The sequence below is a fragment of the Butyricicoccus faecihominis genome (genome assembly GCF_014648015.1).
GTDB classification, from domain to species: Bacteria; Bacillota; Clostridia; order Oscillospirales; family Butyricicoccaceae; genus Agathobaculum; species Agathobaculum butyriciproducens.
The window spans coordinates 138,632-164,868 of the sequence record NZ_BMQH01000001.1; the positions used below are offsets into that span (position 1 = coordinate 138,632).

Sequence of the window (26,237 nt, forward strand, 5' to 3'; positions counted from 1 at the left end):
CCCTTTTCTGCCGCACAAAAGGAGTTTATACTTTGACTGCAAAAGAAACTGTAAAGGCGATCTGCGAAGCGCTGATCGAGAAAAAGGCTCAGGGCATTGAGGTGCTGCATGTTGAGCGCCTGACCGAGCTGACCGAGTATTTCGTCATCTGCTCTGCGTCCTCCACTACGCAGGTTAAGGCACTGGCGGACAATGTAGAGTGGCACCTGAAGTACGATCACGACGAGATGCCGCACCACACCGAGGGCTATGAATCCGCACAGTGGATGCTGCTGGACTACGGCTGCGCTGTACTGCATGTATTCATGCCGGAGGCACGCAAGTTCTACAATCTGGAGAACCTGTGGAAGGACGGCACGCCGGTAACGCTTGAAGAGCTGGGTATCGAGGACAAGTAAAATACCGACATGCGGCGGCCCCGGAAACGTGTCCGCCGCGTTGTCGCGCTCAAAATCAAAAACTCACTTTAGGGGGAGAATCCGTTGAAGTACGATCATAAACAAGTAGAAAAGAAATGGCAGGACATCTGGGACGAGAAGCAGTGCTTCTGCGCCGAGAATGACTCGGACAAGGAGAAGTTCTATGCACTCGTTGAGTTCCCGTATCCGTCCGGTCAGGGTCTGCATGTAGGCCATCCGCGCTCCTACACCGCACTGGATATCGTTGCGCGCAAAAAGCGCATGCAGGGCTACAACGTGCTGTATCCGATGGGCTGGGACGCATTCGGTCTGCCGACTGAGAACTTTGCTATCAAGAACCATGTTCATCCGGCAGAGGTCACCAAGAAGAACATCGCACGCTTCAAGAGCCAGCTCAAGAGCCTCGGTCTGTCGTTCGACTGGTCGCGTGAGATCAATACCACCGACCCGAGCTACTACAAGTGGACCCAGTGGATTTTCCTGCAGCTGTTCAAGAAGGGCCTGGCCTACAAGAAGGAAATGAGCGTAAACTGGTGCACCTCCTGCAAGTGCGTTCTGGCGAACGAGGAGGTTGTCAACGGCGTTTGTGAGCGCTGCGGCAGCGAGGTCGTTCACAAGACCAAGAGCCAGTGGATGCTCGCCATCACCAAGTACGCACAGCGTCTGATCGACGATCTGGAAGATGTGGATTATATTGAACGCGTTAAGATTCAGCAGCGCAACTGGATTGGCCGTTCCACTGGTGCCGAGGTGGATTTCAAGACCACTGAGGGCGATACGCTGACCGTTTACACCACCCGTCCGGACACCCTGTTCGGCGCGACCTATATGGTAATCTCCCCGGAGCACCCGATGATCGAGCAGTGGGCAGACAAGCTGAACAACATCGAGGACATTCGCGCGTACCGCGAGGAGGCTGCCCGCAAGTCCGACTTCGAGCGCACCGAGCTGAACAAGGACAAGACCGGCGTTAAGCTGGACGGCGTTGCAGCAATCAATCCGGTAAACGGCAAGCAGATCCCGATCTTCGTTTCTGACTATGTTCTGATGGGCTACGGCACCGGTGCCATCATGGCTGTCCCGGCGCACGATGACCGCGACTGGGAGTTTGCAAAGAAGTTCGGCTGTGAGATTATCGAGGTCGTTTCCGGCGGCGAGGATGTCCAGAAGGCAGCCTTTACCGCAAAGGATGAGACCGGCATTCTGGTAAATTCCGATTTTCTGAACGGCAAGACTGTCAAGGATGCGATCCCGGCTATGATCGAGTGGCTGGGCGAGAAGGGCATCGGCCATGCCAAGGTGCAGTACAAGCTGCGTGACTGGGTATTCTCCCGTCAGCGTTACTGGGGCGAGCCGATTCCGATCGTCAAGTGCGACAAGTGCGGCTATGTGGCTCTGCCGGAGGATCAGCTGCCGCTTGAGCTGCCGAACGTAACCAGCTACGAGCCGACCGACAACGGCGAGTCTCCGCTGGCGCACATGACCGACTGGGTAAACACCACCTGTCCGTGCTGCGGCGGTCCGGCAAAGCGCGAGACCGATACCATGCCGCAGTGGGCCGGTTCCTCCTGGTACTTCCTGCGCTATATGGACCCGCACAACGACAAGGCGCTTGCTTCGCCGGAAGCACTGAAATACTGGTCTCCGGTTGACTGGTACAACGGCGGCATGGAGCACACCACGCTGCATCTGCTGTACAGCCGTTTCTGGCATAAGTTCCTGTATGACATCGGCGTAGTGCCGACCAAGGAGCCGTATGCAAAGCGCACCAGCCACGGCATGATCCTCGGCGAGAACGGCGAGAAGATGTCCAAGAGCCGCGGCAACGTCGTCAACCCGGACGAAATCGTTGACACCTACGGCGCAGATACCATGCGTCTGTACGAGATGTTCATCGGCGACTTTGAGAAGGCTGCTCCGTGGAGCCCGAAGTCCATCAAGGGCTGTCGCCGCTTCCTCGAGCGTGTATGGGCGCTGGCTGACAAGGTACAGGACGGCGACACCTACTCCGAGCAGCACGAGGTTCTTATGAACCGTACCATCAAGAAGGTCGGTGAGGATGCAGACAATCTCAAGGCCAACACCGCTATCGCAGCGCTGATGACCATGCTCAACGAGTTCTACGACAAGGGCGTAAACAAGGCTGAGTACAAGACCTTCCTGGCACTGCTCAATCCGTTTGCACCGCATATCACCGAGGAACTGTGGCAGCAGATGGGCGAGACCGGTCTGCTCTCTGTAGCACCGTGGCCGACCTACGACGAGGCCAAGACCGTCGAGAGCATGGTAGAACTGGCGGTACAGGTAAACGGCAAGCTGAAGTGCACTATTAAGCTGGCAGTCGATGCGGACAAGCAGACTGCGATTGACACCGCACTGGCAGAGGAAAAGGTACAGCACGCCATCGAGGGCAAGCAGATCGTAAAGCAGATCGTTGTTCCGGGCAAGATCGTAAACCTTGTCGTAAAGTAAGAAGGAATGCCGGATTTCCGCGTCAAAAAGAAAAAATCGAAAACTACGGGAAAAAGTAGTTGACATTGACGCGGAAATTCGATATAATATCCTTACGGTTTTGTGTACGGATGTATACAAACTGTGCTAAGCGATCCTCATGAGGGGAACGTGCGGAGGGAGGGAAAACTGTGTCGGAGATCCGCATCAAGGAAAATGAGTCTATTGACAGCGCACTGCGTCGCTTCAAGCGTTCGTGTGCCAAGGCGGGTACGCTTTCCGAGCTCCGCAAGCGTGAGCATTATGAAAGCCCGAGCGTAAAGCGCCGCAAGAAGTCTGAGGCTGCACGCGCAAAGAAGAAGAAGTTCCGCTAAAATAGAATTTCCAGAGAGCAGATGGTTAAACGTCTGCTCTTTTCTTTTTTCTGCACCGACCCAGCAGGGCGCATGAACCCACTTGCGCAGTTTGTGTACCCCGATTAGCTGGTGCAAATTAGCAAATCAGAATTTCCAGCATTACCGCCGATAACCCTGCATACACCTGTATAATGGAGGACAAAATTATGAATATAACCGTATATCTGGGTGCAAACGAGGGCCGCGAGCCTGCCCTTAAAACCGCCGTGCGCGAGCTTGGCGCATGGATTGGCGGGCACGGCCATACACTGGTCTACGGCGGCTCACGGGTCGGTTTGATGGGCGCGGTCGCGGAGAGCGTACTGGCCGCAGGCGGCAAGGTAATCGGCGTAGAGCCGCGCTTTTTTATCGAGCAGGAGCTGCAGCTGGACGGTCTGACCGAGCTGATCGTCACCGAGGATATGACCGATCGCAAAACCAAAATGATCGAGCTTGGAGACGCGTTCATCGCCTTTCCGGGCGGTACGGGCACGCTCGAGGAGATTGCCGAGGTGATGAGCAAGCTGGCGCTGAACCATCTGGATGCACCGTGCATTTTCTATAATCTCAACGGCTATTACGACCATATGAAGGCACTGCTCGACCACATGATCGAGATGGAGCTGTCCACCAAAGAACGGCAGAAGAAAATCTATTTTGCGGATACTCTGGAAGAAGTGACGGCTCTGCTGAATTAAAAATGGACGTATCGGGTTTGCGGTCGCGTCATTTTCAATTTAGAAACGGTATGTTTACGGTTTCTTCAAACTTTCTACATACTTTAGACATGGGATTCCTGTATCCTGTAATCACAGCAAGGGAACAGCAAGCTGAGTGCTAAAAACCACTTGCCATCCCTTTTGAAATAGATACTTCATAGGGAATCTTTTTCTCCGACTGTGTGAGCAGTCAATCCTTCAAAAATCTGTCTGGCCCTGTGGGACGGAATACCGCGCAGGCTCCCGGACAGTCCAAAAACAAGAGGTGCAAGACACCCATTGGGCAATACCACACAATTTCCGCAAAGTACCGCGGTAGCGCGACCGGAGTCTGCGCAAGAAGCCGCTGCTTTAATTGCGCGGTGTTGCCCCATACAACGCGCTTTCAGCAGGAACTGAGAGCGCGCATTTTTGCGTTCGGGCAAAATGGGGGGTCAAGGCAGTGGTTTGTCTGGTTTTAGCATTTCTATGGATTGCAAAAACAGAACAATTGTTCTGTTTTATTGACATAAACAATGATATGGTGTAAAATTGATATAAATGACTATTTCATATCTGAACAGATATAATAAAGTAAGTAAAACTTCGGAAATTGGGAGTTAAAGTATATATGAGCAAAGCAAAGCCGTCATACGGCAACGAAAGCATCTCCTCGCTGAAGGGTGCGGACCGTGTGCGCAAGCGCCCGGGCGTTATCTTCGGCTCGGACGGACTGGAGGGCTGCGAGCACGCGGTCTTTGAGATTCTGTCCAACTCGATCGACGAGGCACGAGAGGGACACGGCACCGAGATCATCACCACACGCTATGCGGACGGCTCGATCGAAGTCGCTGACCATGGCCGCGGTATCCCGATCGAATGGAACGAAAACGAGCAGCGCTACAACTGGGAGCTGGTCTTCTGCGAGCTGTACGCAGGTGGCAAGTACAAGAACGATACCGGCGAAAACTATGAGTTTTCGCTCGGCCTTAACGGTCTGGGCACTTGCGCGACGCAGTATTCCTCGGAGTACATGGACGTCACCGTCATCCGTGACGGCTTCGAGTACGGCCTGCACTTTGAAAAGGGCGAAAACAAGACCGGCACCAAGGAAGGCTACACCAAGAAGGCGACGAACGCGCGCAAAACCGGCACGACCATCCGCTGGAAGCCCGATCTTGAGGTCTTCACGGATATCAACATCCCTGTGGATTATTATCTGGATACGCTCAAGCGGCAGGCGGTCGTCAACAGCCATATCAAGTTTGTGCTGAAAAATCAGGTGGGAAGCAGGTACGAGACCACCGAATTTCTTTATCAGAACGGCATTGTGGACTATGTGACCGAGCTGGCAGGCGAAAATCCGCTGACCTCGGTGCAGTTCCTCGAGGGCGAACGACGCGGACGCGACCGCGCCGACAAGGCCGAGTACAAGGTGAAGCTGTCGTGCGCGTTCTGCTTCTCCTCGGCGGTGTCGCAGATCGAGTACTACCACAACTCCTCGTGGCTGGAGCACGGCGGTGCACCGGACAAGGCCGTTCGCTCGGCGTTCGTGTCCGCCATCGATGCGTATCTCAAGCAGAACAACAAGTACAACAAGAGCGAGAGCAAGGTCACTTATCAGGATATTTTCGACAGCCTCGTGCTTGTCACCAACTGCTTCTCCACTCAGACCTCCTACGAGAACCAGACCAAGAAGGCCATCACCAACAAGTTCATCCAGGAGGCCATGACCGAGTTCCTAAAGGAAGGACTCGAGATCTACTTTATCGAGAACAAGGCCGAGGCAGACAAGATCGCCGAGCAGATCCTGATCAACAAGCGCAGCCGCGAACAGGCGGAAAAGGCGCGTCTGAATATCAAAAAGAAGCTGTCCGGCAATATTGACCTCGCTAACCGTGTGCAGAAGTTCGTGGACTGCCGCACCAAGGATGCGTCCCGCCGTGAGCTGTATATCGTCGAGGGCGATTCCGCACTCGGTTCGGTAAAACAGGGCCGCGACAGTGAATTTCAGGCCATCATGCCGGTGCGCGGCAAAATCCTCAACTGCCTCAAGGCGGATTACGATAAAATCTTTAAGAATGACATCATCACCGACCTTCTCAAAGTCCTCGGCTGCGGTGTCGAGGTGCGCGGCAAGGCGGCAAAGGACCTTTCTGCGTTCGACCTCGAAAGCCTGCGCTGGCACCGTATCATCATCTGCACCGATGCCGATGTGGACGGCTTCCAGATCCGCACGCTCATTCTGACCATGCTGTACCGTCTGGTGCCAACGCTCATCGAACAGGGCTACGTTTATATTGCGGAGTCGCCGCTGTATGAGATCACCTACCGTGACAAGAGCTATTTTGCGTTCGATGAGAGCGAAAAAGCGGCTATCCTCAAAAAGCTGGAGGGCAAAAAGATTCTTATCCAGCGCTCCAAGGGTCTCGGCGAGAACCAGCCCGAAATGATGTGGGAGACCACCATGAACCCCGAAAACCGCCGCCTGATCCGCATTACGCCGGATGAAGCGGCTGCCACGAGCGAAATGTTCGACCTGCTGCTCGGCGACAACCTTGCCGGACGCAAGGAGTATATCGCCGAGAATGGCGCGGATTATCTCGAGCTGGCAGATATTTCGTAAGGGCAAAAGTGGGGGATAGCGACATGAGGATTCGGCAAATGGACGGCCTGCGGGCAGTTGCGGCGCTGGCCGTGGTGATGATACACGTTTCGGCAGGCCGCATGAACCCGGTCGGTGTATCCTGCAATCAGATAGCGCGGTTTGCTGTGCCGCTGTTTATCATGCTGTCCGGCTACGGACACATGTACTCGTGGCTGCAGCATAGCGGTCAGTCTGCGGTGCAGACGGCAAAGCGGCGGCTGAAACGCGTGCTGCCGGCATATCTGATCTGGTCGGTCCTTTACCTTGCGGTGGACGCCGTGTTCGGCAAACCGCATGCACATCCGATCAAAAACATTCTGACAGGCGGCAGTTACGTCCACTTGTATTACATATTCATACTGGTGCAGCTGATCCTGCTCAGCGAGCTGTTCTGCCGTGCGGTAGAGCGGCATCCGGCGGTGACGCTGCTCCTGTCCGCAGGCCTGACCTTCGGTATGGAGATTGTCCTTTACCTGCTGACCGTCGGTCAGCTGCAGTGGCAGTTTCCGGTGGCGCCGATCAGTCTGTTCGTGTGCTGGCCGCTGTTCTACAACATCGGTGCATGGCTGGCGAAATCTGGTCTGAGCAACCGACTGCGCCTGCGCGTCTGTCTGCCGCTATGGGTGCTTTCGGCGATGCTGGTGCTGATGACGGAAGAGAATTCTGCGGCAGCCTATAAAATGGGTCTGCGGCCGGACGCAACGGTTTACACACTGCTGACATGGGCCGTGCTGTGGGCACTGTTCAGCAGGCTGCCGGAGATTCCGAAGCCGCTGCAGTTTATCGCGCGGCATTCCTTCGGACTGTATCTGGCACATCCGCTGGTGCTGCGTCTGTGGAACGAATGGACGACACGGCAGCCGCAGGTTACTTATCTGCGGCTGTGGCAGATGTTTGCGCTTGCGCTTGCGGGCGGATTGGCGATTGCGGTCACACTGTCTTATCTGCCGTTCGGCGAGTATCTGGGCGGCGCAAAACGTAGAAAGAAAATCCTGCAAAGGAGAGCATAATGGCAAAAAAGAAAACCGACGAACCAAAAGTATATAAAGAACACCCTTCGGTCGATCAGCGCATCACGGACACGCTGCGCGAGAACTACATGCCGTACGCGATGAGCGTTATCGTGTCCCGCGCGATCCCGGAGATTGACGGCTTCAAGCCGTCTCACCGCAAGCTGCTGTACACCATGTACAAGATGGGCCTGCTGAACGGCAACCGCACCAAATCCGCGAACATCGTGGGTCAGACCATGAAGCTGAACCCGCATGGCGATGCGGCTATCTACGAGACTATGGTGCGCCTGACACGCGGCAATGAGGCGCTTCTCATGCCGTTTGTGGACAGCAAGGGCAACTTCGGCAAGGTATATTCGCGCGATATGGCATACGCCGCGCCGCGTTATACCGAGGCAAAGCTGGATGCGTTCTGTGCCGAGCTGTTCCGCGATATCGACACCGACGCGGTGGATTTTGTGGATAACTATGACGGCGAGATGAAGGAGCCGACGCTGTTGCCGACGACCTACCCGAACATTCTCGTGTCCGCGAATACCGGCATTGCGGTCGGCATGGCATCCAATTTCTGCGGCTTTAACCTCGCGGAAGTCTGCCGCACGACCATCGAGCTTATCAAAAACCCCGAGCACGACATTCTTTCCACGCTGCCTGCGCCGGATTTTACCACCGGCGGCGAACTCATCTACGATGAAGCGGAAATGCGTGCCATCTACCGCACCGGACGCGGCTCGTTCAAGGTGCGTGCAAAATGGGCGTACAACAAGAAAGACAACCTGATCGAGATCACGGAGATTCCGTACACGACCACCATCGAGGCCATCATCGACAAGATCGCCGAGCTGGTCAAGAACGGCAAGGTGCGCGAGATTGCCGATGTGCGCGACGAGACCGACCTTTCCGGTCTGAAGATCGCCATCGACCTCAAGCGCGGCACCGACCCGGAAAAGCTGATGGCCAAGCTGATGAAGATGACCACCCTGCAGGACAGCTTCTCCTGCAACTTCAACGTGCTGATTGCAGGCATGCCGCGCGTGCTCGGCGTAGCCGAACTGCTCGATGAGTGGACAGCGTGGCGCACCGAATGCGTTCGCCGCCGCGTGTTCTTCGACCTCAACAAGAAGAAGGACAAGCTGCATCTGCTGCTCGGTCTGCGCAAAATCCTGCTCGATATCGACAAGGCGATTAAAATCATCCGCGAGACCGAAGAGGACGCAAATGTTATCCCGAACCTGATGGAAGGCTTCGGCATCGACAAAATCCAGGCCGAATTTATTGCGGATATCCGTCTGCGCAACATCAACAAGGAGTATATCCTGAAGCGCACGCAGGAGACCGAAGCACTCGAAAACGAGATTAAAAAGCTGGAGGAAATCGTCAAATCCAAGGCGAAGATCCGCAATATCATCATCAAAGAGCTGGAGCAGATCATCAAGAAGTACCCCTCCGAGCGCTGCACGCGCATCATCACCGCGGACAACGTGCAGCAGTTCGACGAGGAGGATCACATCGAGGATTATCCGGTGCTGCTGTTCCTCACCCGCGAGGGCTACTTCAAGAAGATTACGCCGCAGTCGTGGCGCATGTCGCAGGACCATAAGCTCAAAGAGGGCGATGAGGTGTTCTGGACGGCTGAGGCGACCAACAAGAACGAAATTATCTTTTTCACCAATATGCAGCAGGCGTACAAGGCGCACCTGTACGATTTTGAGGACAGCAAGGCGTCTGTGCTCGGTGATTACCTTGCGTCTAAGCTCGAGATGGACGAGGGCGAAATGCCGGTTTACGCGGTTCTGCCGGGAGATTACAAGGGCAGTATGGTCGTTGTGTTCAAAAACGGCAAGGCAGCCCGGTTTTCTATGGAATCCTTCGAGACCAAGACCAACCGACGCCGCCTGACAGGCGCGTACTCGGATAAGGCGCCGGCTGTGGCGTTCTTCCACCCGATCGAGGAGGAGAGCGAGATCACCATGTTCTCGACCGCCAACCGTGCGCTCACGTTCCGCGCGAGCATGCTTGATGTCAAGGCGAGCCGTTCCACGCAGGGTGTGCAGACCATGGTGCTGCGCGGCAAGCATACCATTACGCGGGCGTGCCGCACCGAGGACGCCGCGCTCAGCGATAATGCGCGCTACCGCTGCCGCAGTATTCCGTCCATCGGCGCATTGCTTACCGATGAGGATTTGCCGGATAAGCAGCTCAAATTGCTTTAATGCGAAACGCAGAGGGTTTCCTCTGCGTTTTTTCTTTGCACCGATTTTGCGGGGGACACGAACCGCGCAAGCGTGTTCGTCCTGACGGGGCGGCTCTTTTTCTGCACCGGCTGAGCGGGGTGCGCGAACTGCGTAAGCGTGTTCGTCCCTGACGGGCGGGGAGTTTTTCGCTGAACCTCAGCGAGGGGATTCGCCGCGCCCCGCGGCGGGGCAAGAGGGTAGACACCAAGGTTTCTACCCTCTTAACTCCCACTTCCTTTGGGGAGAGTCTGGCGCAGATTGCCGATATGTGACCGCTTCGAAATAGGGGACGGCAGAGGATTTTTTCTACCGTAGGGGAGCACAGTGTGCTCCCATGCCGAGACATATTCGCAGCGTCAGATAACGCACTGCTACACATGTGATTTTATCTAAGCAGGCGCGACATACCCGTGTCGCGCAATTCCTTAACGTGTTATACCGGAAGGCACCTGCGAATGTAGGCGTTTGGTACAATTTATCTTCGTAGGTACTGTCTATCATAACGCGCTATTGAATTGTGCGGCACTGTCATGCCGCACCCAGCGTAGAGTTGCCCATATGTGTAGCAGTACGGTATCTGATCCTGCGAACAGGTTGAGAAAAACACGGAAGAAAAAATCCTCTGTCGTTCCCCCTGTTTCGCAGCGGTCACATGTCGGCAATCTGCGCCAGATTAGGAAGTAAGGGAAAGGCAGGAGTTCAAAGAGGAAGGAAAACCGCAGGTTGTCCTTCCTTTTTGCCCCCGCCGCGGGGCGCGGCACGCTCCCGCCGTCCGCAGACGGCGAATCCCCCGCTGAGGTCCAGCGAAAAACTCCCCGCCCGTTAGGGACGAACCCGCCTGCGGCAGTTCGAGCACCCCGGTCAGCCGGTGCAGAGAAAGGAGCCGCCCGTCAGGGCGAACACGCTGACGCAGTTCGCGCACCCCGCTCAGCCGGTGCTGAAAAAACTGCCGCCCGGACAGGGTGAACCGCCTGCGCGGTTCAGGTGCCCCAATCGCCCGGTGCAGCAAAAAAGAGTGCCGCACACGGACACCTGTCCACCTGTGAAAACCAAATATTTTTACGCTTTACACTATAAAAGCGATGTGCTATAATACAGGGTATAAGAGCGAAAAAACGAATGTAGGGAGGGATAGACCATGAATCGAAAGTTGAAGGACGAGGATATGGACATTCTGTTTCGCGGTATTCTCAAGCTGCAGACGGTCGAGGATTGCTACGACTTTTTTGAAGATCTGTGCACGATCGCCGAGCTGCGTGCCATGGTGCAGCGCTTTCAGGTGGCGCGCATGCTGGATGAGGGCCGCATTTACAGTGACATCGTACAGGAGACCGGCGCGTCCACCGCGACGATCAGCCGCGTGAACAAGTGCCTTGTGTACGGCTCGGACGGCTACCGAAAGATGCTCGACCGGCTCAAAGAGGACGAAACAGCAGAGGAGAGCCATGAATAGTTACGAGACTCTGTCGGAATACTATGACCGCTTCACGGATGACGTGGGCTACGAGGAATGGGCAGACTTTTTCGAGCGCCTGTTTGAGCGGGAAGGCGTAAAGCCGTCGCTGGTGCTCGATCTGGCGTGCGGAACCGGCAGTCTGACGCGCATTCTGGCGCAGCGCGGCTATGATATGATTGGCGCGGATGCATCGCCGGAAATGCTCATGCAGGCGCTGCAGAACACGCTGGACTGCGAGCCGCGTCCGCTGCTGCTCAATCAGCGTATGGAAGAGCTGGACCTGTACGGCGCGGTAGACGCGTGCCTGTGCTGTCTGGACAGCGTAAACTACGTCACCGAGCCGGAAGCACTGCAGACCGCCTTTGAGCGCGTACACACGTTCCTCAATCCGGACGGCCTGTTCGTATTCGACATCAACACACCCGAGAAATTCGCCCGCATTGACGGCGAAAGCTATGTCCGCGAGGACGACGGCGTATTCTGCGTATGGCAGGCGGCGGTCGAGGACGGCCTGTGCGCCTACCAGTTCGATATTTTCGAGCAGGAGGACGATGTGTGGCACCGTGCGCAGGAAACGCACGAGGAGCGCATCTACGAGCCTGCACAGCTGACCGCCATGCTGGAGCAGGCCGGCTTTACCGAGATCAAAACCTATGGCGACCAGTCCTTTGCGCCCGTACAGGGCGGCGAGGACCGCATTTACTTTACAGCACGAAAGAGAGATTAACTTATGAGCGATACGTTACTTCGCGCGATCGCCCGTGATGCGGGCATCCAGATTTGTGCAGCCAGCACGACCGAGCTGGTCGAGCGCGCACACGAAATCCACAGCACCACGCCGCTGGCTACCGCAGCCCTCGGACGAACGCTGACCGCGACTGCCATCATGGGCAGCCAGCTCAAGGCCGAGGACGGCTCTGTGACCGTGCAGATCAAGGGCAACGGCCCGCTCGGCGCGATCGTCTGCGTCGGTGATTCGGACGGCTATGTGCGCGGCTATCTGCAGGACCCGGCTGTCGATCTGCCGCTGCGTGCGGACGGCAAGCTGAATGTAGGCGGCGGTGTCGGCCGCGGCTATCTGATGGTCATTAAGGACATTGGCATGAAGGACCCGATCACGGGCACAGTTGCGCTCGTCAACGGCGAGATTGCCGAGGACCTGACCCGCTATTTCGCGGAGAGCGAGCAGATTCCGTCTGCGTGCGCGCTCGGTGTGCTCGTGGATACCGACTGCTCGGTCAAGTGCGCCGGCGGCTGGCTCGTGCAGCTTATGCCGGGCGTGAAGGATTCCGACATTGACAAGCTGGAGGCCAATCTGGCAAAGCTGGAGAGCATGACTGCTATGCTCGATAAGGGCATGAGCCTCGAGGACATTATCCGCGCGGTGCTCGATGGCTTTGAGGTAGATTTTCTGCAGACCAGTGAAATCGGCTACCGCTGTGCGTGCAGCCGTGAAAAAGTAGAGCGCGCCCTGATCAGCATGGGAAAAACCGAACTTTGCAAGATGGCGGAAGAACAGGAAAATAGTGAGGTAACCTGCCAGTTTTGTGATAAAATCTATCGTTTCAGCCGCGCAGAGTTGCAGGAACTTTTAACACACGCAACGAAATAAAAAGAAAATAAAAAAACTTTGAAAAAAGTGTTGACATTTGGGCACAGGTTCTGTATAATAAACATCGTCGCTGAGAGATACGAACGAAAACGAAACAGCGACGACGGCCTGGCCCGGTAGCTCAGTTGGTTAGAGCGCTAGCCTGTCACGCTAGAGGCCGTGGGTTCAAGTCCCATCCGGGTCGCCATTCTTCAATCGGAAACGATTGAAGAATATGCCTCTGTAGCTCAGTCGGTAGAGCAGGGGACTGAAAATCCCCGTGTCGGTGGTTCGATTCCGCCCGGAGGCACCATTTTTATAATGAGTGCCCCAAGCACTCATTATAAAAATAATCCCTTTCGAGTAAGGAATCGAAAGGCGGCTCTTAGAAACAATCCGGTGGATTGTTTCAACCGCCGTGGCTTTTGCCGCAGCAAAAGCGATTCCGCCCGTGAGCGTTAAACCCGAAGCGTCCGGTCACTAATCGGCACTGACAAAAATCGCGTTAGCGTGAAAACCAAATATGCGGCTGTAGCTCATCTGGTAGAGCGCCACCTTGCCAAGGTGGAGGTAGCGAGTTCGAGCCTCGTCAGCCGCTCCACATGGTACCATAGCCAAGCGGTAAGGCGTGGGACTGCAACTCCCTGATCCCCAGTTCGATTCTGGGTGGTACCTCCAAAAGACTGATGTGAAAACATCAGTCTTTTTGTTTTGCACAAAATCACACGAATTTGCACAAATGCAGGTAAAGGTTGACAAATACAGCAGACTGTGTTATATTCCACTTATGGATGTACTACGGCGTCCATGCAATAAAAGGAGGAATTTAATATGACACTCAGAAAGCGACTGATCGCGCTGAGCATGGCGGCAGCCTGCGCAGCAACAGCCTTTGCCGGTGCAGCATTCACCGACCAGAGCAGCATCAAGGTGGACAGCAAGGTGCTGGACACTTTGACCGAGAAGAACGTCATCAAGGGCTTTGAGGACGGTTCGTTCAAGCCGGACACGCCCGTCACCCGTGCCCAGATGGCCAAGATGATGTTCGTACTGCGTACCGGTTCGGATGATGCGTCTTACTACGCAAAGGATATGACCGACACGTTTGCGGATACGGCCGGTACCTGGTCGAACGGCTACGTTAAGTATTGTCAGGCTTATGGTATCGTTTCCGGCAAGTCGAGTACGGTTTTTGCGCCGAATGCGTCTGTAACAACTGCTGAAGCCGCGAAAATGCTGCTGGTATACAGCGGTCACGATGTACAGAAGGATGGTCTGACCGGTGCACAGTGGAAGGAAAATACCTTGAAGCTGGCAGATAAAGACGGTCTTCTGGTCTCTGTAAATACAAAGCCGGATGATGCGCTCCCGCGTCAGTATGCCGCGCAGATGATTTACAACGCAATCAGCAAATAAACACGCAGCAAAGAAAAGTCCCTCAACCGAGGGACTTTTTTGCATCTTCATAAAATCTAAAGAAATTCCCTGCGGAAAACAACAGAAACCTGTGGTAAGATAGAAGTAACGAAAGGGGGAAGGGAAAATGGAAAAGCTGACTGTTCTGGTGGTGGACGACGACCGCGAGATCGTGGAAAGCATTGCGATATTCCTGCAGGCGGACGGCTATCTGGTACGCAAGGCGTACAACGGTCTGGAGGCGCTCGACATCGTCATGACCGAGAATGTACACCTTATCATCCTTGACATTATGATGCCCGAGCTGGACGGAATCAAAACCTTATTAAAGGTAAGGGAAAGCAAAAACCTGCCGATCATCCTGCTGTCGGCCAAGAGCGAGGACGCGGACAAAATCCTCGGACTGACCGCGGGTGCGGATGATTACATTACAAAGCCGTTTAACCCGTCCGAGCTGGTTGCGCGCGTGAAAAGCCAGCTGCGGCGCTACACTCAGCTGGGCGCGATGCAGATAAAGGAAACGCAGATCGTCATCCGCGGACTGGTGCTCGACACCGAGAGCAAAAGCGTGACGGTAGACGGCGAAGCCGTTCGTCTCACACCGCTCGAATACAAAATACTTGAGCTGCTGTGCCGTCACCCGGGAAGGGTGTTCTCCACCGAGGAGATTTACCGGCAGGTGTGGAATGACGATATCGTCAGCGACAACGCCATCGCCGTCCATGTGCGGCACATCCGCGAAAAGATAGAGATCAACCCGAAGGAGCCGCGCTACCTCAAGGTAGTGTGGGGCGTCGGCTACAAGATCGAAAGGAGCGAGTGAGTATGAATATCAAGGGGATCTTACGCAGTACGGTAGTAAAGCTTATCGCGTTTGCGGGCATTGTGGGGTGCTTTGCAGGTGCACTGTTTCTCACCGAGAACACGATAACAGATTTTGCCGCGAACGGCCTTGACCAAATGGTCTATCGCTTTGAGGGCGATTTTGCCGACTCGTCCTATATGCATCAGCAGCTCGGCATAATGTGTGCTGAAATGGCGAATGCGTTTGAGGATGGCATGGACGCAGCGGAATTCAGCAGGCAGCATACGGATTTTGCGGGGAGCTATTTCGGCAGAATGGGCGATAAAACGGTCGGCGATGACACGCTGACCGAAGCCGCGGCAAAAAATTCTGCGTTTTACATGATCACACGGCCGGGTGGCAATGTGCAGTCCAATGTGGGAATGTACTACGGCTATCCGCTTGCGGTTTACGATGAGGAAACGGACAGTTACGGCTACTACACCGAGGAGGATGCGGCAGAGGAAGGCTGGAAGTTCAATAAGTTCCATCTGTACCCGGAGAACACGTTACTGCTGGTGCGCTTTACGGACGCACAGGCTGCACCCATCAAGGCCGAGTGGGAAATGCAGAAAACACAGATTACCGGCGTGCTCCATCGGGCGATTGTGCTGACGTGCATTGCACTGGTGCTGTTCGTGTTCCTGCTGTTCGTCACCGGCCGCAAGCCGGAGGATGAGGACGTGCACCTTGTCACCATCGACCGTCTGCCGGTGGAAGTGAACGTGCTGTGCTTCTGGGCGGTGCTCGGCACGGCAGGCGGACTGAATCTGGCACTGATGGGTGAATTGCTGAACGGCACAAACGACATGTCGATATTGCTCGTACCGTCCATCCTGTTTTTCGTCGCGGCGTTTGCGTTCGCACTTGAACTTACGCTGTCGCTCGTGCGTGTGATCAAGAACCGCAGCTTCGTCAAGCAGTGCTGGTCGATTCGATTCATCCTCTGGTGCTGGCGAACCTTTATTAAGGTATGCAAGTGCATCCGGCAAAGTTTCAGAAAACTGCGCCGCATGCTGTTCCGCGACTACAAAACGCGCAACGTTGTGCTGCTCTTTACGGCGTATTCGGTTGTTCTCGCGTTCCTTGCGGCGGTGTTCGGCGGAGTGGGCGGCTCGTTTTTTGTCTTCGTGTTCGGCACGGTCTGGTTCCTCGCGGCAGGTTACTTTCTCATCAAACGCATCACCGGCTTTGAGCGTATCGTGGACGCGCTGCACCGGCTGCGTGCGGGCGACCTCGGCTTCAAGCTGACCGATATGCCGGAGGGCGTGTTCGCGGAGATGGCCGAGGACATCAACTCGCTCGGTGACGGCATGCAGGCAGCACTGCAGAACGAAGTCCGCGCCGAGCGCATGAAGAGCGAACTGATTACCAACGTCAGCCACGATCTGAAAACGCCGCTGACCAGCATCCTCAACTACTCCGATCTGCTCGGCAAAATGGATTTAACGCCGGAGGAGGCGAACGACTACGCCCGCATTATCCATCAAAAGGGTCTGCGGCTCAAGAATCTGACGAGCGACCTGTTCGATATCTCCAAGGTGCAGTCGGGCGCAGAGCAGATTATCAGCGAACGGCTGGATGCGTGCACGCTCGCACGGCAGGCGCTCGCGGAGCAGGACAAGGCCGTGCAGGAGAGCGGTTTGACCGTCAAAGCCGCCATTCCCGAGCGGGAGCTGCCCATTTGGGCGGACGGACGAAAGCTGTCCCGCGTGCTGGAGAATCTCATCGGCAACTGCGTGAAATATGCGCTCAAGGGCACGCGCGTGTTCCTCTCTGTTGCAGAGGAGAACGGTCAGGCAATTATTGAACTCAAAAACACCGCCAACTACGAGATGGACTTTGCAGCCGATGAGATCACCGAACGGTTTGTCCGCGGTGACGCGGCGCGCTCAACCGAAGGCAGCGGTCTGGGTCTCGCCATCGCAAAAAGCTATACCGAGGCCTGCGGCGGCACGTTCGAGGTCTCGGTGGACGGCGATCAGTTTAAGGTGCGTATCGGCTTTCCGGTGTATGGCATGATGGCAAAGTAAATTCTTCGCGGAAATGGAAATCTTATCTTGTAATTTGGATTGCAACCGCTATAATAGGAATTGACAAGAAACTGCGCAAGCGGTAAGGGCAACACCGCAGCTTCAATCATGCGGTATTGCCCAGGACAAGAAAGGCGGAAAGAATTATGATTACGACTGCAAGCGAACATCAGGTAGATAAGGTAGAGCAGATGGCCGGCGGCAAGGGCCACGTTATCATCGAGCGCCTGCTCGGAGAGAAGGAGCTGGACGGCAAGTGCGGCCTGTATGCAAAGGTAACCATCGAGCCGAACTGCACGCTCGGCTTCCATGAGCACCACGGCGAGACCGAGACGTACTACATCCTGAGCGGTGAAGGCTCGTATAACGATGGTGAGAAGTCCTATCCGGTCAAGGCGGGCGACGTGACCTTCTGTCCGGATGGCACCGGTCATGCGCTGGATAATACCGGCGATACCGATCTCGTGTTCATGGCACTGATCATTATGAAGTAAGCGCAGAGACGCAAAGAACCCGAAACCTTGGTTTAACAGTGATAAGGAAGTAATTTAAACATGACTGTTAGCTGACGGATTCGGGTGCTAAAAAGGACATCTATTCTTTTGAGTAGATGTCCTTTTTGTTGTGCCGGGAGGCTGTTTTGAATTGGGTCAGATGGCCCAGCGCTGGCTTTCGGTCTGCAGATCCACCATGTGGGTGTACTGGCCGTTCCGGGCATAAAGTGCATCGGGTGCGCCCTGTTCGGCCACCACGCCGTCGGACAGCACCACGATTTTATCCGCACCGGCCACAGTGCGCATCCGGTGGGCGATGATAAGGACGGTTTTGTGTTTTATGAGCCGGGAAAGAGCCTCCTGAATGGCAGTTTCGTTCTCTACGTCCAGACTGGCGGTGGCTTCGTCCAGCAGAATGATGGGCGCATCCTTCAGGAAGGCGCGGGCAATGGAAATGCGCTGACGCTCGCCGCCGGAAAGAGCGCAGCCATTCTCGCCGATGTTCGTGTTCCACTTGTCCGGCAGCTTTTCGGCAAATTCCTCGCAGTTTGCCAGCTTTGCCGCCGCAAGGACCTCCTCGTCGGTGGCACCTTTGCGCCCCAGACGGATATTTTCCAGTATCGTGTTGTCAAACAGAGTCACATCCTGAAACACGATGGAATACAGGCTCATGAGCCTTTCCGGGTCGATTCGGGAAACCTCCATGCCGCCCACGGTGATGCTGCCCTTCTGGTAGTCCCAGAACCGTGCCGCCAGCCGGGAAACGGTAGTCTTGCCGCCGCCGGAGGGACCCACCAGTGCCGTGACCTCGCCCTGCTTTGCGGTAAAGGAGACATCCCGCAGCACCGTTTCGCCGGAGTTGTAGGCAAAGCCCACATGGTCGAACACGATATCGCAGCCCTGATTGGTCAGCTGCTCGCTGCCGGTCTGCAGGGGAGCATCCAGGATCTCGTTCATCCGCCCCACATTGGTGCGCATGGCAATGACCGCTGCCAGATTCTGCAACGCGCCCTGCATAGGGTCGTACATCCGGGAGGCCGCCATCAGGAACAGAAACAGGGTCAGCACATCGATACTGCCCTGCACCAGCAGCACCGAGCCGGTGAGTGCCACCGATGCAATGCCCAGCTTGAGCACCATGCTCGCAGAGGACACAAACAGCGCTGTTTCCAGCTCTGCCACGATGGACTGCTTTTCCACAGCCCGAATTTTGCCGGAAAGACCGGACAGATACCGCTGCTCCGCATTACTGGCTTTCAGGTCACGGAGGGTTTCGATGTACTCCTGAATGCCGTCCGCACAGGCCATTTTCGCCGCCATGGTCTTGGCCTGCACCTTGTCCTGCACCCGGTAGCTGCCCACCACGATGGCGGCGGATACCGGGATGACCCACAGGGCTGCCAGCGCCATCCGCCAGTCAAAAGTGAACAGGCTCAGGGCAATGAGCACCGTAGAGATGAGGGAGCCGAATAGACCGGGGATGAAGTGGGAACAGTCCTTTTCCAACACCTCGCAGTCTGCCATGATGGTGCTGGTCAGGTCGGCAAGATCCCGCTTGCCGAAAAAGGACAGGGGCAGCTTGCGCAGCCGTTCCGCAAGGGTCAGGCGGCGGGTGCCGCTCTCTTTATAAGTCGTAAAATAGGTGCCGTTATACTGGAACCATGTGGTCAGCAAGATCAGCGCAAAGCAGGCCGCACACCCCAGCAGATAAAAGGCGGTTCTCCCGCTCGTTGAGCCTGCCAGCAGATCTTTTACCAGGAGATACAGCAACCCGGTAGGCAGCATGAACGCCATGTTCTGGAACGCACAGGCCAGAACGCCCTTTACAAGCCCCTTTGCGCCCTCCGGGGAGCTGGCCGTGGCGTGTTGAATTTTTTCGATCATCTTTCCCCCTCCTTTGCGACCTTCCACTGCACCGATGCCTGATACTCCTGCCACATCCGGGCAAACAGACCGTTCTGCGTGCACAGCTCATCCTTTGTGCCGAATTCTGCAATTTGCCCATCCTGTACCACATAGATGCAGTCGGCGTTGGCTACGGTGGACAGGCGGTGTGCGATCATCAGCACGGTTTTGCCCTTGGCAAGCCGGGCAAAAGCCGCCTGCACCTTAGCTTCATTGTCCGGGTCGGCAAAAGCGGTGGCCTCGTCCAGAATCAGGATGGGCGCATTTTTCAGCATGGCGCGTGCAATGGCAATGCGCTGCTGCTCGCCGCCGGACAGATACACGCCCTTGGTGCCGATAACAGTATGGATGCCCGCCGGGAACTTTTCTATAATATCCATGCACTGCGCCGCTTTCAACGCTGCCAGCACCTCGGCTTCGGTGGCCTGCGGTCTGCCCAGACGGACATTATCCAGAATGCTGCCCTTGAGCAGGCGGTTGTTCTGGAACACAAAGGAGATGGTATCCATCAGCTCTTCCTTGGGGATTGCCCGCACATCCGCTCCGCCTACTCGGACGCTGCCGCTCTGCACATCAAAGAACCGGCAGACAAGGTTTGCCAGCGTAGATTTTCCGCCGCCGGAGGGGCCTACAAAAGCCACAGTCCGTCCCGGCTGAATCTCCAGCGAAACGCCCTTAATAACCTCGTTTTTTCCGTCGTAGCTGAAACGCACGTTCTGCAGCGCGACAGAAGCATCCTGCGGGTGCTGCGGAACAGCCTGAACCTGCATGGGCGCTGCCTCCAGCACCGAGTCGATGCGTGCCAGCGCATCCGCTACCACCATCTTGTTCTCGCTCATGTACATTATGCGGGTCAAAGTCAGGGAAATCACCGGCGTGATGATGATATAGAACAGCAGGTTCAGCAGAAATTCCGGGGTCACGCCGTGTGTCGTGAACAGCAGCCCGCCTGCAATCAGAAAGGCGAACACGCCGTTGACGGCGGCGGTGTAGAACATCATGGGCAGGCGCAGGTCTTTGGTGTAGGAGATGACCCACTTTTCGTACTCATCAATGGTGGTCTTGAATTTTTTGAAGGAAAACACACTCTGCCCGAAGGTCTTGACCACCGGAATGCCCCGGACGTATTCCACTGCCTCGTTGGACATGGCCTCCAAGGCGTTGCCGTACTGCCGCATTTTTTCAACCATCCGCTTGCCGGTCATGGTCGCCATAATGAGGAAAGCCAGCACCACCGGCGCAAGGCTCAGCAGCCCCAACCTCCAGTCGAACGCCAACAGCAGCACCAGCAGCCCCACCGGGGTGGCGATGGCATTGTACTGGTCGGGCAGCTGGTGGGCAAGATAGGTCTCGGCGGCTCCGGTGCTCTCGTGGATGATCTTGCGCAGCTTACCGCTGCCGAAGGTCTCAGCAAAGCCCAGCGGCAGCACTGCCAGATGCTCCGATACTGCCAGCCGCAGATTTGTCGCCACCCGGAACGCCGACAGATGGGAGCACATCAGCGCCGCAATGTAAATAATGTAAGACAGCACTGCGAATAACACTGCCATCCAGCCGTAATGAGGAATGTTCACCGCCTGCGCATAGTTTGGCGCCGCGTTCAGCACATCCCGCAGAATCATCCATATGTATACAAAAGGCACCAGCGCCACCAGCGCACTGGCCGCAGACAGCATCCACGAAGCGTAGGTGAAATATCGGTGGTTCCCGGCGTAACCCATCAGCCGGGAAAGATCGGATTGTTTTTTCAATTAAATCACGTCCTTTCTTCCGCATGGCGAAATTCCAGATGATAAGCAAGGCACAAAAGCAGCAAATTTCTTTTTCATACGGTACCTCCTGAAGTTCTTTGGTTAGCGTTCTCTAACTGCCGGATATTCTAACATGATTTGTGCTTTCAAACTATTCCGTTTTGTTTCCTATATTGTTTGTTCAAATCCAATCTTCACGATCTGCATATTCATCACTCCGTCACCGACCCTTGCAAGAAAGCGGAAAAATCCGCTGACGGACGGGTCTTTCAGGTCGTGGTAGCCCAGCATATAGCCCCGGCTGGCGATATGCAGGCGACTGTCCCATGCACCGATCTCGCGCTTGGCGTCCGAAACGGCGAAGTACGCGCCGACATCCTTGATTTCCGCATCCTTCAGCCATGTTTTCAGCATCAGCTTTACTGCCTTCTCATTGGCGGCATCGAACGCCAGTACAGCGCCCGGAAAAGCGTCTGCCATAGCACGTACCAGTGTTTTTACCTGCTCCTTTAGGAAATAGTAGAACACTCCCGCAGCAAAGAAGACCGCACCGCCGGAGGCGTCGATTCTCTCAAACCACGATGTATCGTTGAGGTCGCAGGGGATGTTTTTCTCCCGATCCCTGGCTGGGAGCAGCTCGTTGCGCACAGCGATGACGTCAGGAAAGTCCAGATTGTAGAGCTTGCACTTACCGTTATCGCAAGCCCGACCTGTGCTGTCCAACCCGCAGCCGAGATTCACCACCGCCGCATTGGGATGACTTTTCAGATACTCCCGCACCTCGAAGGCAAGGTCGTTCTGCCGCATGGCAACCTCTAAAAAGCCAAACCGCTGCATGAGTCTGTGGGATTTCTTCTGAAGCGCCGAAAAATTATAGTCCACCGCATTCACCAGCCGCAGTGCCGTTTCGTCCCGATAGAGGCTTGGATATACCTCTGCGCACATTTTCCGTGCATAGAGTGGGATGATGAGCGTTTCCTGTACAGTGTTTTTCTCGATTTTATAGTTCATGGTTTTCCCCCTCCCTGCAAGTAATTCCCACACTCTGCCTCCAGCGCCTGCCATAGGTCTTTGCCATTTCCTCCGCCACCGGCAGTGCGCCGCGATAGCATACGCCGCCGTGGGGCATCACCATCAGCTCCGGGCACTCCTGTCCGAACTCAAAATATTTCAATACTCCGCCACCTCACACTCGTTTCTTTTGATATCCGCAGTCGCAGTAGGGGTCGCCGGAGGCCAGCGTGTACTGCCGCACAAAATTCGTCACGCCGCCCGCCTCGCTCATGGCGTAGTCCAAATGACACATGGCGGGTGTCAGGTCATAAAGCCCCAGCTCCTGCATCAGCGTGCAGATGCCGCATTTCGTGAAGCGCCCCTCATAACCGCTGCCGTCGGGATACTCGTAAAAGTCCATATTCCACGAGTAGGGGTTGCGGTCAGCCGCCTTCCGGGCGGCGGTGGCTTTCATTCCGGCAATATCCTTGGGCGTGAACTTCGACTTGCCGCTTTGGCGGCAGAACCATTTCATCAGCGGCGTCATCTGCGCTTTCTCATAGTAGTCGGTAAGGCTTTCCACATCGGGACGGCGCGGCATGGAGAGGACAAACGCCCCCAGCATGGCGCAGCCAATGATGTTCATGCTGAACCGATCACCTTTTTCAAATTCGGGCAGCTTTGCGATGATCTCACGGTACTTCGGCTTGGCCTTTTCCGTGATTTTACGTGCGGTGTCCGGGTCATAGCCCAGTACCGCCGTCAGCTGCGCTTGAAAGGACTTCGCAAACACTGCCCATATGGCTATGGGCATTCCCATCCAACGCATCTCACTTCGCTCCTTTCCATTCTGCCAGAGTCCGGTTCATCCGCTTCTCGATGTCTTTCCGGGTCTGGCTGCACTCCTTGGAATATTTCTTTGCTGCCTGAAACGCCAACTTTACAAACAGACCGGAGCCAACCGGCAGCATGATTTTCAGCATCCCCTCCGGAAAGACAAAGTGGGTGCCGTGAGCATAAACCATTGTTTCAATCTCGCATTCATGCGGCTTTTCCGCAAGGCGCTTTTCCATACGGCGGATATACTTTGCGGTATCCCACAGCGCATCGTCCTCCGCGCCGATCAGCAGCAGCTTTCCCCGGATGTTTTCAACAGGAATATATTCCTCCGGCTCGATCGGATGCATCACCTCGGAATCGTCAAACAGCTTGCGGGAGTTAACCATATCGCCAGTGCGCTTGCTCTCTGCGGCGACGCAGTGCCAATAGTCGGGATGCTGATAGCAAAACGGCATATAGGGCAGCGGCTTGCCCCGGTAGGAGAACAGCGACTCGCCCTCGACCGGCCATTCCTTGCAGCCGTCCCTTTTGCCCTGCATGAAACCCTGCCACACAAAATCGCTGGGCGTCATGGCAATGGTCAGGGTAACATCCGGGAACATGGCAGCCGCTGTCAGCGCGAGCGTTCCCGTAGTCGATGCACCGGCAATGCCAGTTTTATGGTTGCCGTTGGCTTTCAGCCACGAAACGGCCGTCTCCACACGCTCCAGCGGATAATTATGATGGCCGTAATCCTTTTTCGCAGGCGACATGGTGAGCACATTTACGCCCCGCCCGCAGAGCCATTTCACAGCTGAACGCGCAAGCCGATCCTCCGGATCGTCACCAATCATCGCAATGACCGCGCAGTCCGATCCGCCGGCACACGCCCAGTACGCGCCGTAAAAGCCGGCGGTCTCCACATCAAAGTGCTGATGCTTCATCGCTTTCCCTCCATGATATCCTTCACCCACTGCACCCAGCGCTCCGGATAACAGGCCAGCAGCTCCTCGTGCTGCAAGTCCTGCTCGTGAATGGCTGGGTTTGCAAAGTGCCGTTCATAGCGCTCGCGGTATTTCTCACCCATTTTGAGCGCATAGAAAATATGAATCTCTGTTCCCGGAACGTTGATCTTGTCCGGCAGCGGGGTGACAAGGTCGGAATAGAACTGATTCTTGCAGCTCTGCACGGTCACATAAGGTCGTGCGCCGCCGAGCATCTCCATGAACGCTTGCACATAGTCGCCCATTTCCGACTTTCGCTGCGTGAGACGTTTTTGCAGCAATCGACTCTTGAACCGTCCGTCCCGAATAAACGGATAAATCAGCGGCAGGAGCAGATTTGTTTGCAGCTTTGCCGCAATGGGAGATGCTTGGTCAAGATCAGAGCTGCCTAAAATGCCGTAATCCATATGGATATTCCCCCGCGCCGCCAGCAGCCCCACAAAAGAGCCGCCCAGCGAGCAGCCATAGCTCGCCCGGATATGTCCGCCGCAATGTTTCTGAATGTAAGATTCTATTTTCTCTGTTTCCTCCAGCATAGTGGGAAACTCGGTATGTTCCGTTTCATCGAAACCATCGTAGCTGACGCAGAGAACGCGATACCTGTCCGACAGCAGCGGAATGACCCGTCCAAAATTGCCCTTCCAGTGGCAGCAGGTGCCGGGAAGCAGTAGGATGACCGGGGCATTTTCTGCGCCGAAGGAATAAACCTTCATCTCCCCATCCCCTTCAGGAACCCACTCTTTGCCATTTTTTCCGTGTCGTCCGATTCATCATAAGCGTCGTAAGGCGCGGTGGGGTCGGGAACCCGCTTTCGGAACGGTGAGCAAAGCTTGTCCTTATGGGCAAAGGCGAACTCGAAGTTGTCCGTCCAGCCGGTGTGACCGGTGAGAAACAGCGGATGCAGGTCACGGCTTTGCAGCTTCTGCTCCAGCGCCGCCAGCGACTTTACCGCCAGTTTGTTGCTTTCTGCCAGAGAGGAAATGAAACTGTAGCCGCCGTCCGCGCCGAACCAGAGAGTGTCGCCGGTGAAGAGATATTTGTCGTCAATGAGATAGACCATATGACCCCATGTGTGACCGGGGACAAGGAAGCACTCAATTTTGATACCGTCAATCTCGAAAGTCTCGCCGTCATGCAGCAGCACCTTTTCGTTGTTAATTGTGACCTGCGGCAATTTATAGAGATGGTATATGACTTTTCGCCGCACCTCGCCGGTGAGATACCGGTTTTCAATCTCGCCGATATAGAGCTTTGCACTCCGGAACAAACCGGGGCTGTCTGCCTCCACCGCGCCCACGTGGTCGGTGTCCTGATGAGTGATGAGGATGTGCCGGATGGACTGCGGGTCGATGCCCAGCCAGCCCATTTTTTCTGCCAGCCGGTCGTAGTTATACCCGGCGTCAATCATGATGGTGGTGCCGCCCTTGCGGTAGAAGAAGATGTTCGCCACCCACTCCCGCACGCAGGCCACGCGCTCATCCACCCAGCCAGTGTTCAGCGGCTTGAATATTTCCTTGCCGCGGTACATCTTGCTCATTTCTCTTTTCTGAAACTCGGTGGCTTTCTTTGACATCGGTATTTCCTCCTTACAGCAGCATTCCGATTCCCGCAAGGAGCAGGGAAATCATGGCCATTCCCAGTGTTCCGAACAGCCATTTCTTCTGCTTGTCTGCTTTCGAGATGTACGGCATCAGATCCTCTGTCCCCGGTATTACCCACGCCTTGGTGTGTCCGACCCAATAGCCGTCGATGCCAAGCCGGTCGATGAGATTCATCACAGACAGGATTACAAAGCACTGCCAGAAACCGCCCCCAAAAGTCTGCGCACCATTGATGGCATACACGAAAATGAGCACATAAGCAAGATATCCCGGAACGCAGATCAGCTTGAAGCGCAGCGAGTTTTGCTTGATCTTTTCCTTTGTGGTCAGACCCAGCGCAACGCACCGTTCCTGTACCTTCGAGTCATACAAATGCACCATGCCGACAGCGCCCTTGTGGATGCCGATGGCGCACACCAAAACCAGCAGCGCCCCCAGCCCCAGTCCTTCCAGAATCGTTTGCAGCAGCATTC

23 protein-coding genes and 4 tRNA genes are annotated in these 26,237 nt (G+C 55.5%); 18 read left to right on the forward strand and 9 right to left on the reverse strand.

What is annotated here, in order from left to right; translation table 11 throughout:
• Positions 1 to 32 precede the first annotated feature (32 nt).
• The 18 genes from rsfS to IEY11_RS00615 all read left to right on the forward strand — a co-directional run bounded on the left by rsfS (position 33) and on the right by IEY11_RS00615 (position 17,691).
• Positions 33 to 398, forward strand: a complete 366-nt coding sequence (rsfS, locus tag IEY11_RS00530; protein ID WP_110436454.1) for a ribosome silencing factor — start codon at positions 33 to 35, stop codon at positions 396 to 398.
• Between the two features lie 84 nt (positions 399 to 482).
• On the forward strand, positions 483 to 2,891 hold the full coding sequence (gene leuS / locus IEY11_RS00535; RefSeq protein WP_188885465.1) for a leucine--tRNA ligase: 2,409 nt from the start codon (positions 483 to 485) through the stop codon (positions 2,889 to 2,891).
• 170 nt (positions 2,892 to 3,061) lie between these two features.
• Positions 3,062 to 3,244 (forward strand): 30S ribosomal protein S21, encoded by a 183-nt coding sequence (gene rpsU, locus IEY11_RS00540; protein WP_031472056.1) that lies wholly within the window; start codon positions 3,062 to 3,064, stop codon positions 3,242 to 3,244.
• A 188-nt stretch (positions 3,245 to 3,432) separates the two neighbouring features.
• Positions 3,433 to 3,963 (forward strand): LOG family protein, encoded by a 531-nt coding sequence (locus IEY11_RS00545; RefSeq protein ID WP_118729913.1) that lies wholly within the window; start codon positions 3,433 to 3,435, stop codon positions 3,961 to 3,963.
• A 631-nt stretch (positions 3,964 to 4,594) separates the two neighbouring features.
• Positions 4,595 to 6,589, forward strand: a complete 1,995-nt coding sequence (locus tag IEY11_RS00550; RefSeq protein WP_117492738.1) for a DNA gyrase/topoisomerase IV subunit B — start codon at positions 4,595 to 4,597, stop codon at positions 6,587 to 6,589.
• 23 nt (positions 6,590 to 6,612) lie between these two features.
• Positions 6,613 to 7,620 carry an acyltransferase gene (locus IEY11_RS00555; RefSeq protein ID WP_119215028.1) on the forward strand — a complete coding sequence of 336 codons (1,008 nt, stop codon included), beginning with the start codon at positions 6,613 to 6,615 and terminating at the stop codon, positions 7,618 to 7,620.
• Positions 7,620 to 9,836 carry a DNA gyrase/topoisomerase IV subunit A gene (locus IEY11_RS00560; RefSeq protein WP_188885466.1) on the forward strand — a complete coding sequence of 739 codons (2,217 nt, stop codon included), beginning with the start codon at positions 7,620 to 7,622 and terminating at the stop codon, positions 9,834 to 9,836. Before IEY11_RS00555 ends, IEY11_RS00560 begins: the two co-directional genes overlap by 1 nt.
• Before the next feature lie 1,159 nt (positions 9,837 to 10,995).
• Entirely contained in the window at positions 10,996 to 11,310 is a 315-nt protein-coding gene (locus IEY11_RS00565; protein ID WP_110436460.1) for a YerC/YecD family TrpR-related protein, read from the forward strand.
• On the forward strand, positions 11,303 to 12,040 hold the full coding sequence (locus IEY11_RS00570; protein WP_118360405.1) for a class I SAM-dependent DNA methyltransferase: 738 nt from the start codon (positions 11,303 to 11,305) through the stop codon (positions 12,038 to 12,040). Before IEY11_RS00565 ends, IEY11_RS00570 begins: the two co-directional genes overlap by 8 nt.
• 3 nt (positions 12,041 to 12,043) lie before the next feature.
• Positions 12,044 to 12,925, forward strand: coding sequence for an Hsp33 family molecular chaperone HslO (gene hslO / locus IEY11_RS00575; RefSeq protein WP_118729910.1), 882 nt, complete (start codon positions 12,044 to 12,046; stop codon positions 12,923 to 12,925).
• Positions 12,926 to 13,035: 110 nt separating this feature from the next.
• Positions 13,036 to 13,112 (forward strand) — tRNA-Asp (locus IEY11_RS00580).
• Positions 13,113 to 13,141: 29 nt separating this feature from the next.
• A tRNA-Phe gene (locus IEY11_RS00585) sits at positions 13,142 to 13,217 on the forward strand.
• Between the two features lie 212 nt (positions 13,218 to 13,429).
• A tRNA-Gly gene (locus IEY11_RS00590) sits at positions 13,430 to 13,505 on the forward strand.
• A 3-nt stretch (positions 13,506 to 13,508) separates the two neighbouring features.
• Positions 13,509 to 13,582, forward strand: a tRNA-Cys gene (locus IEY11_RS00595).
• A 153-nt stretch (positions 13,583 to 13,735) separates the two neighbouring features.
• Positions 13,736 to 14,320: an S-layer homology domain-containing protein gene (locus tag IEY11_RS00600; RefSeq protein ID WP_188885467.1), complete on the forward strand. Its 585-nt coding sequence runs from the start codon at positions 13,736 to 13,738 to the stop codon at positions 14,318 to 14,320.
• Positions 14,321 to 14,456: 136 nt separating this feature from the next.
• A complete protein-coding gene (locus IEY11_RS00605) occupies positions 14,457 to 15,143 on the forward strand; it encodes a response regulator transcription factor (protein WP_456236988.1) in 687 nt (228 codons plus the stop codon).
• 2 nt (positions 15,144 to 15,145) lie between these two features.
• On the forward strand, positions 15,146 to 17,197 hold the full coding sequence (locus IEY11_RS00610) for a sensor histidine kinase (protein WP_188885468.1): 2,052 nt from the start codon (positions 15,146 to 15,148) through the stop codon (positions 17,195 to 17,197).
• A 146-nt stretch (positions 17,198 to 17,343) separates the two neighbouring features.
• Complete coding sequence (locus IEY11_RS00615; protein ID WP_117491053.1) at positions 17,344 to 17,691, forward strand: cupin domain-containing protein; 348 nt, start codon at positions 17,344 to 17,346, stop codon at positions 17,689 to 17,691.
• A gap of 156 nt (positions 17,692 to 17,847) precedes the next feature.
• Here the strand turns inward: IEY11_RS00615 and IEY11_RS00620 are convergent, their stop codons facing one another.
• The 9 genes from IEY11_RS00620 to IEY11_RS00660 all read right to left on the reverse strand — a co-directional run bounded on the left by IEY11_RS00620 (position 17,848) and on the right by IEY11_RS00660 (position 26,235).
• Positions 17,848 to 19,575: an ABC transporter ATP-binding protein gene (locus IEY11_RS00620; RefSeq protein WP_118729907.1), complete on the reverse strand. Its 1,728-nt coding sequence runs from the start codon at positions 19,573 to 19,575 to the stop codon at positions 17,848 to 17,850.
• Positions 19,572 to 21,347, reverse strand: a complete 1,776-nt coding sequence (locus IEY11_RS00625) for an ABC transporter ATP-binding protein (RefSeq protein WP_188885469.1) — start codon at positions 21,345 to 21,347, stop codon at positions 19,572 to 19,574. Before IEY11_RS00625 ends, IEY11_RS00620 begins: the two co-directional genes overlap by 4 nt.
• Positions 21,348 to 21,515: 168 nt before the next feature.
• Positions 21,516 to 22,358 carry a class I SAM-dependent methyltransferase gene (locus IEY11_RS00630; RefSeq protein WP_188885470.1) on the reverse strand — a complete coding sequence of 281 codons (843 nt, stop codon included), beginning with the start codon at positions 22,356 to 22,358 and terminating at the stop codon, positions 21,516 to 21,518.
• Positions 22,348 to 22,521 carry a hypothetical protein gene (locus IEY11_RS00635; RefSeq protein WP_188885471.1) on the reverse strand — a complete coding sequence of 58 codons (174 nt, stop codon included), beginning with the start codon at positions 22,519 to 22,521 and terminating at the stop codon, positions 22,348 to 22,350. The genes IEY11_RS00630 and IEY11_RS00635 overlap by 11 nt, the downstream gene beginning before the upstream one ends.
• Positions 22,522 to 22,533: 12 nt before the next feature.
• Entirely contained in the window at positions 22,534 to 23,169 is a 636-nt protein-coding gene (locus IEY11_RS00640; protein WP_188885472.1) for an L-2-amino-thiazoline-4-carboxylic acid hydrolase, read from the reverse strand.
• A 1-nt stretch (position 23,170) separates the two neighbouring features.
• Positions 23,171 to 24,103: an acyl-CoA thioester hydrolase/BAAT C-terminal domain-containing protein gene (locus IEY11_RS00645; RefSeq protein ID WP_188885473.1), complete on the reverse strand. Its 933-nt coding sequence runs from the start codon at positions 24,101 to 24,103 to the stop codon at positions 23,171 to 23,173.
• Positions 24,100 to 24,876, reverse strand: coding sequence for an alpha/beta fold hydrolase (locus tag IEY11_RS00650; protein WP_188885474.1), 777 nt, complete (start codon positions 24,874 to 24,876; stop codon positions 24,100 to 24,102). Before IEY11_RS00650 ends, IEY11_RS00645 begins: the two co-directional genes overlap by 4 nt.
• The gene (locus IEY11_RS00655) at positions 24,873 to 25,736 is read right to left on the reverse strand and encodes an MBL fold metallo-hydrolase (protein WP_188885475.1); all 864 of its coding nucleotides are present in this window, start codon (positions 25,734 to 25,736) and stop codon (positions 24,873 to 24,875) included. Before IEY11_RS00655 ends, IEY11_RS00650 begins: the two co-directional genes overlap by 4 nt.
• A gap of 13 nt (positions 25,737 to 25,749) precedes the next feature.
• Positions 25,750 to 26,235, reverse strand: coding sequence for a hypothetical protein (locus tag IEY11_RS00660; RefSeq protein ID WP_118729901.1), 486 nt, complete (start codon positions 26,233 to 26,235; stop codon positions 25,750 to 25,752).
• Positions 26,236 to 26,237: the final 2 nt, after the last annotated feature.

Bases quoted from the DNA above. Each gene is read 5' to 3' on its own strand.
- IEY11_RS00610 (WP_188885468.1), top strand. From the start codon at position 15,146: ATGAATATCAAGGGGATCTTACGCAGTACGGTAGTAAAGCTTATCGCG.
- IEY11_RS00660 (WP_118729901.1), bottom strand. From the start codon at position 26,235: ATGCTGCTGCAAACGATTCTGGAAGGACTGGGGCTGGGGGCGCTGCTG.
- IEY11_RS00645 (WP_188885473.1), bottom strand. From the start codon at position 24,103: ATGAAGCATCAGCACTTTGATGTGGAGACCGCCGGCTTTTACGGCGCG.
- IEY11_RS00560 (WP_188885466.1), top strand. From the start codon at position 7,620: ATGGCAAAAAAGAAAACCGACGAACCAAAAGTATATAAAGAACACCCT.
- IEY11_RS00620 (WP_118729907.1), bottom strand. From the start codon at position 19,575: ATGATCGAAAAAATTCAACACGCCACGGCCAGCTCCCCGGAGGGCGCA.
- IEY11_RS00640 (WP_188885472.1), bottom strand. From the start codon at position 23,169: ATGCGTTGGATGGGAATGCCCATAGCCATATGGGCAGTGTTTGCGAAG.
- IEY11_RS00655 (WP_188885475.1), bottom strand. From the start codon at position 25,736: ATGTCAAAGAAAGCCACCGAGTTTCAGAAAAGAGAAATGAGCAAGATG.
- IEY11_RS00630 (WP_188885470.1), bottom strand. From the start codon at position 22,358: ATGAACTATAAAATCGAGAAAAACACTGTACAGGAAACGCTCATCATC.
- IEY11_RS00600 (WP_188885467.1), top strand. From the start codon at position 13,736: ATGACACTCAGAAAGCGACTGATCGCGCTGAGCATGGCGGCAGCCTGC.
- IEY11_RS00650 (WP_188885474.1), bottom strand. From the start codon at position 24,876: ATGAAGGTTTATTCCTTCGGCGCAGAAAATGCCCCGGTCATCCTACTG.
- hslO (WP_118729910.1), top strand. From the start codon at position 12,044: ATGAGCGATACGTTACTTCGCGCGATCGCCCGTGATGCGGGCATCCAG.
- IEY11_RS00615 (WP_117491053.1), top strand. From the start codon at position 17,344: ATGATTACGACTGCAAGCGAACATCAGGTAGATAAGGTAGAGCAGATG.
- IEY11_RS00565 (WP_110436460.1), top strand. From the start codon at position 10,996: ATGAATCGAAAGTTGAAGGACGAGGATATGGACATTCTGTTTCGCGGT.
- IEY11_RS00545 (WP_118729913.1), top strand. From the start codon at position 3,433: ATGAATATAACCGTATATCTGGGTGCAAACGAGGGCCGCGAGCCTGCC.
- IEY11_RS00570 (WP_118360405.1), top strand. From the start codon at position 11,303: ATGAATAGTTACGAGACTCTGTCGGAATACTATGACCGCTTCACGGAT.
- IEY11_RS00550 (WP_117492738.1), top strand. From the start codon at position 4,595: ATGAGCAAAGCAAAGCCGTCATACGGCAACGAAAGCATCTCCTCGCTG.
- IEY11_RS00555 (WP_119215028.1), top strand. From the start codon at position 6,613: ATGAGGATTCGGCAAATGGACGGCCTGCGGGCAGTTGCGGCGCTGGCC.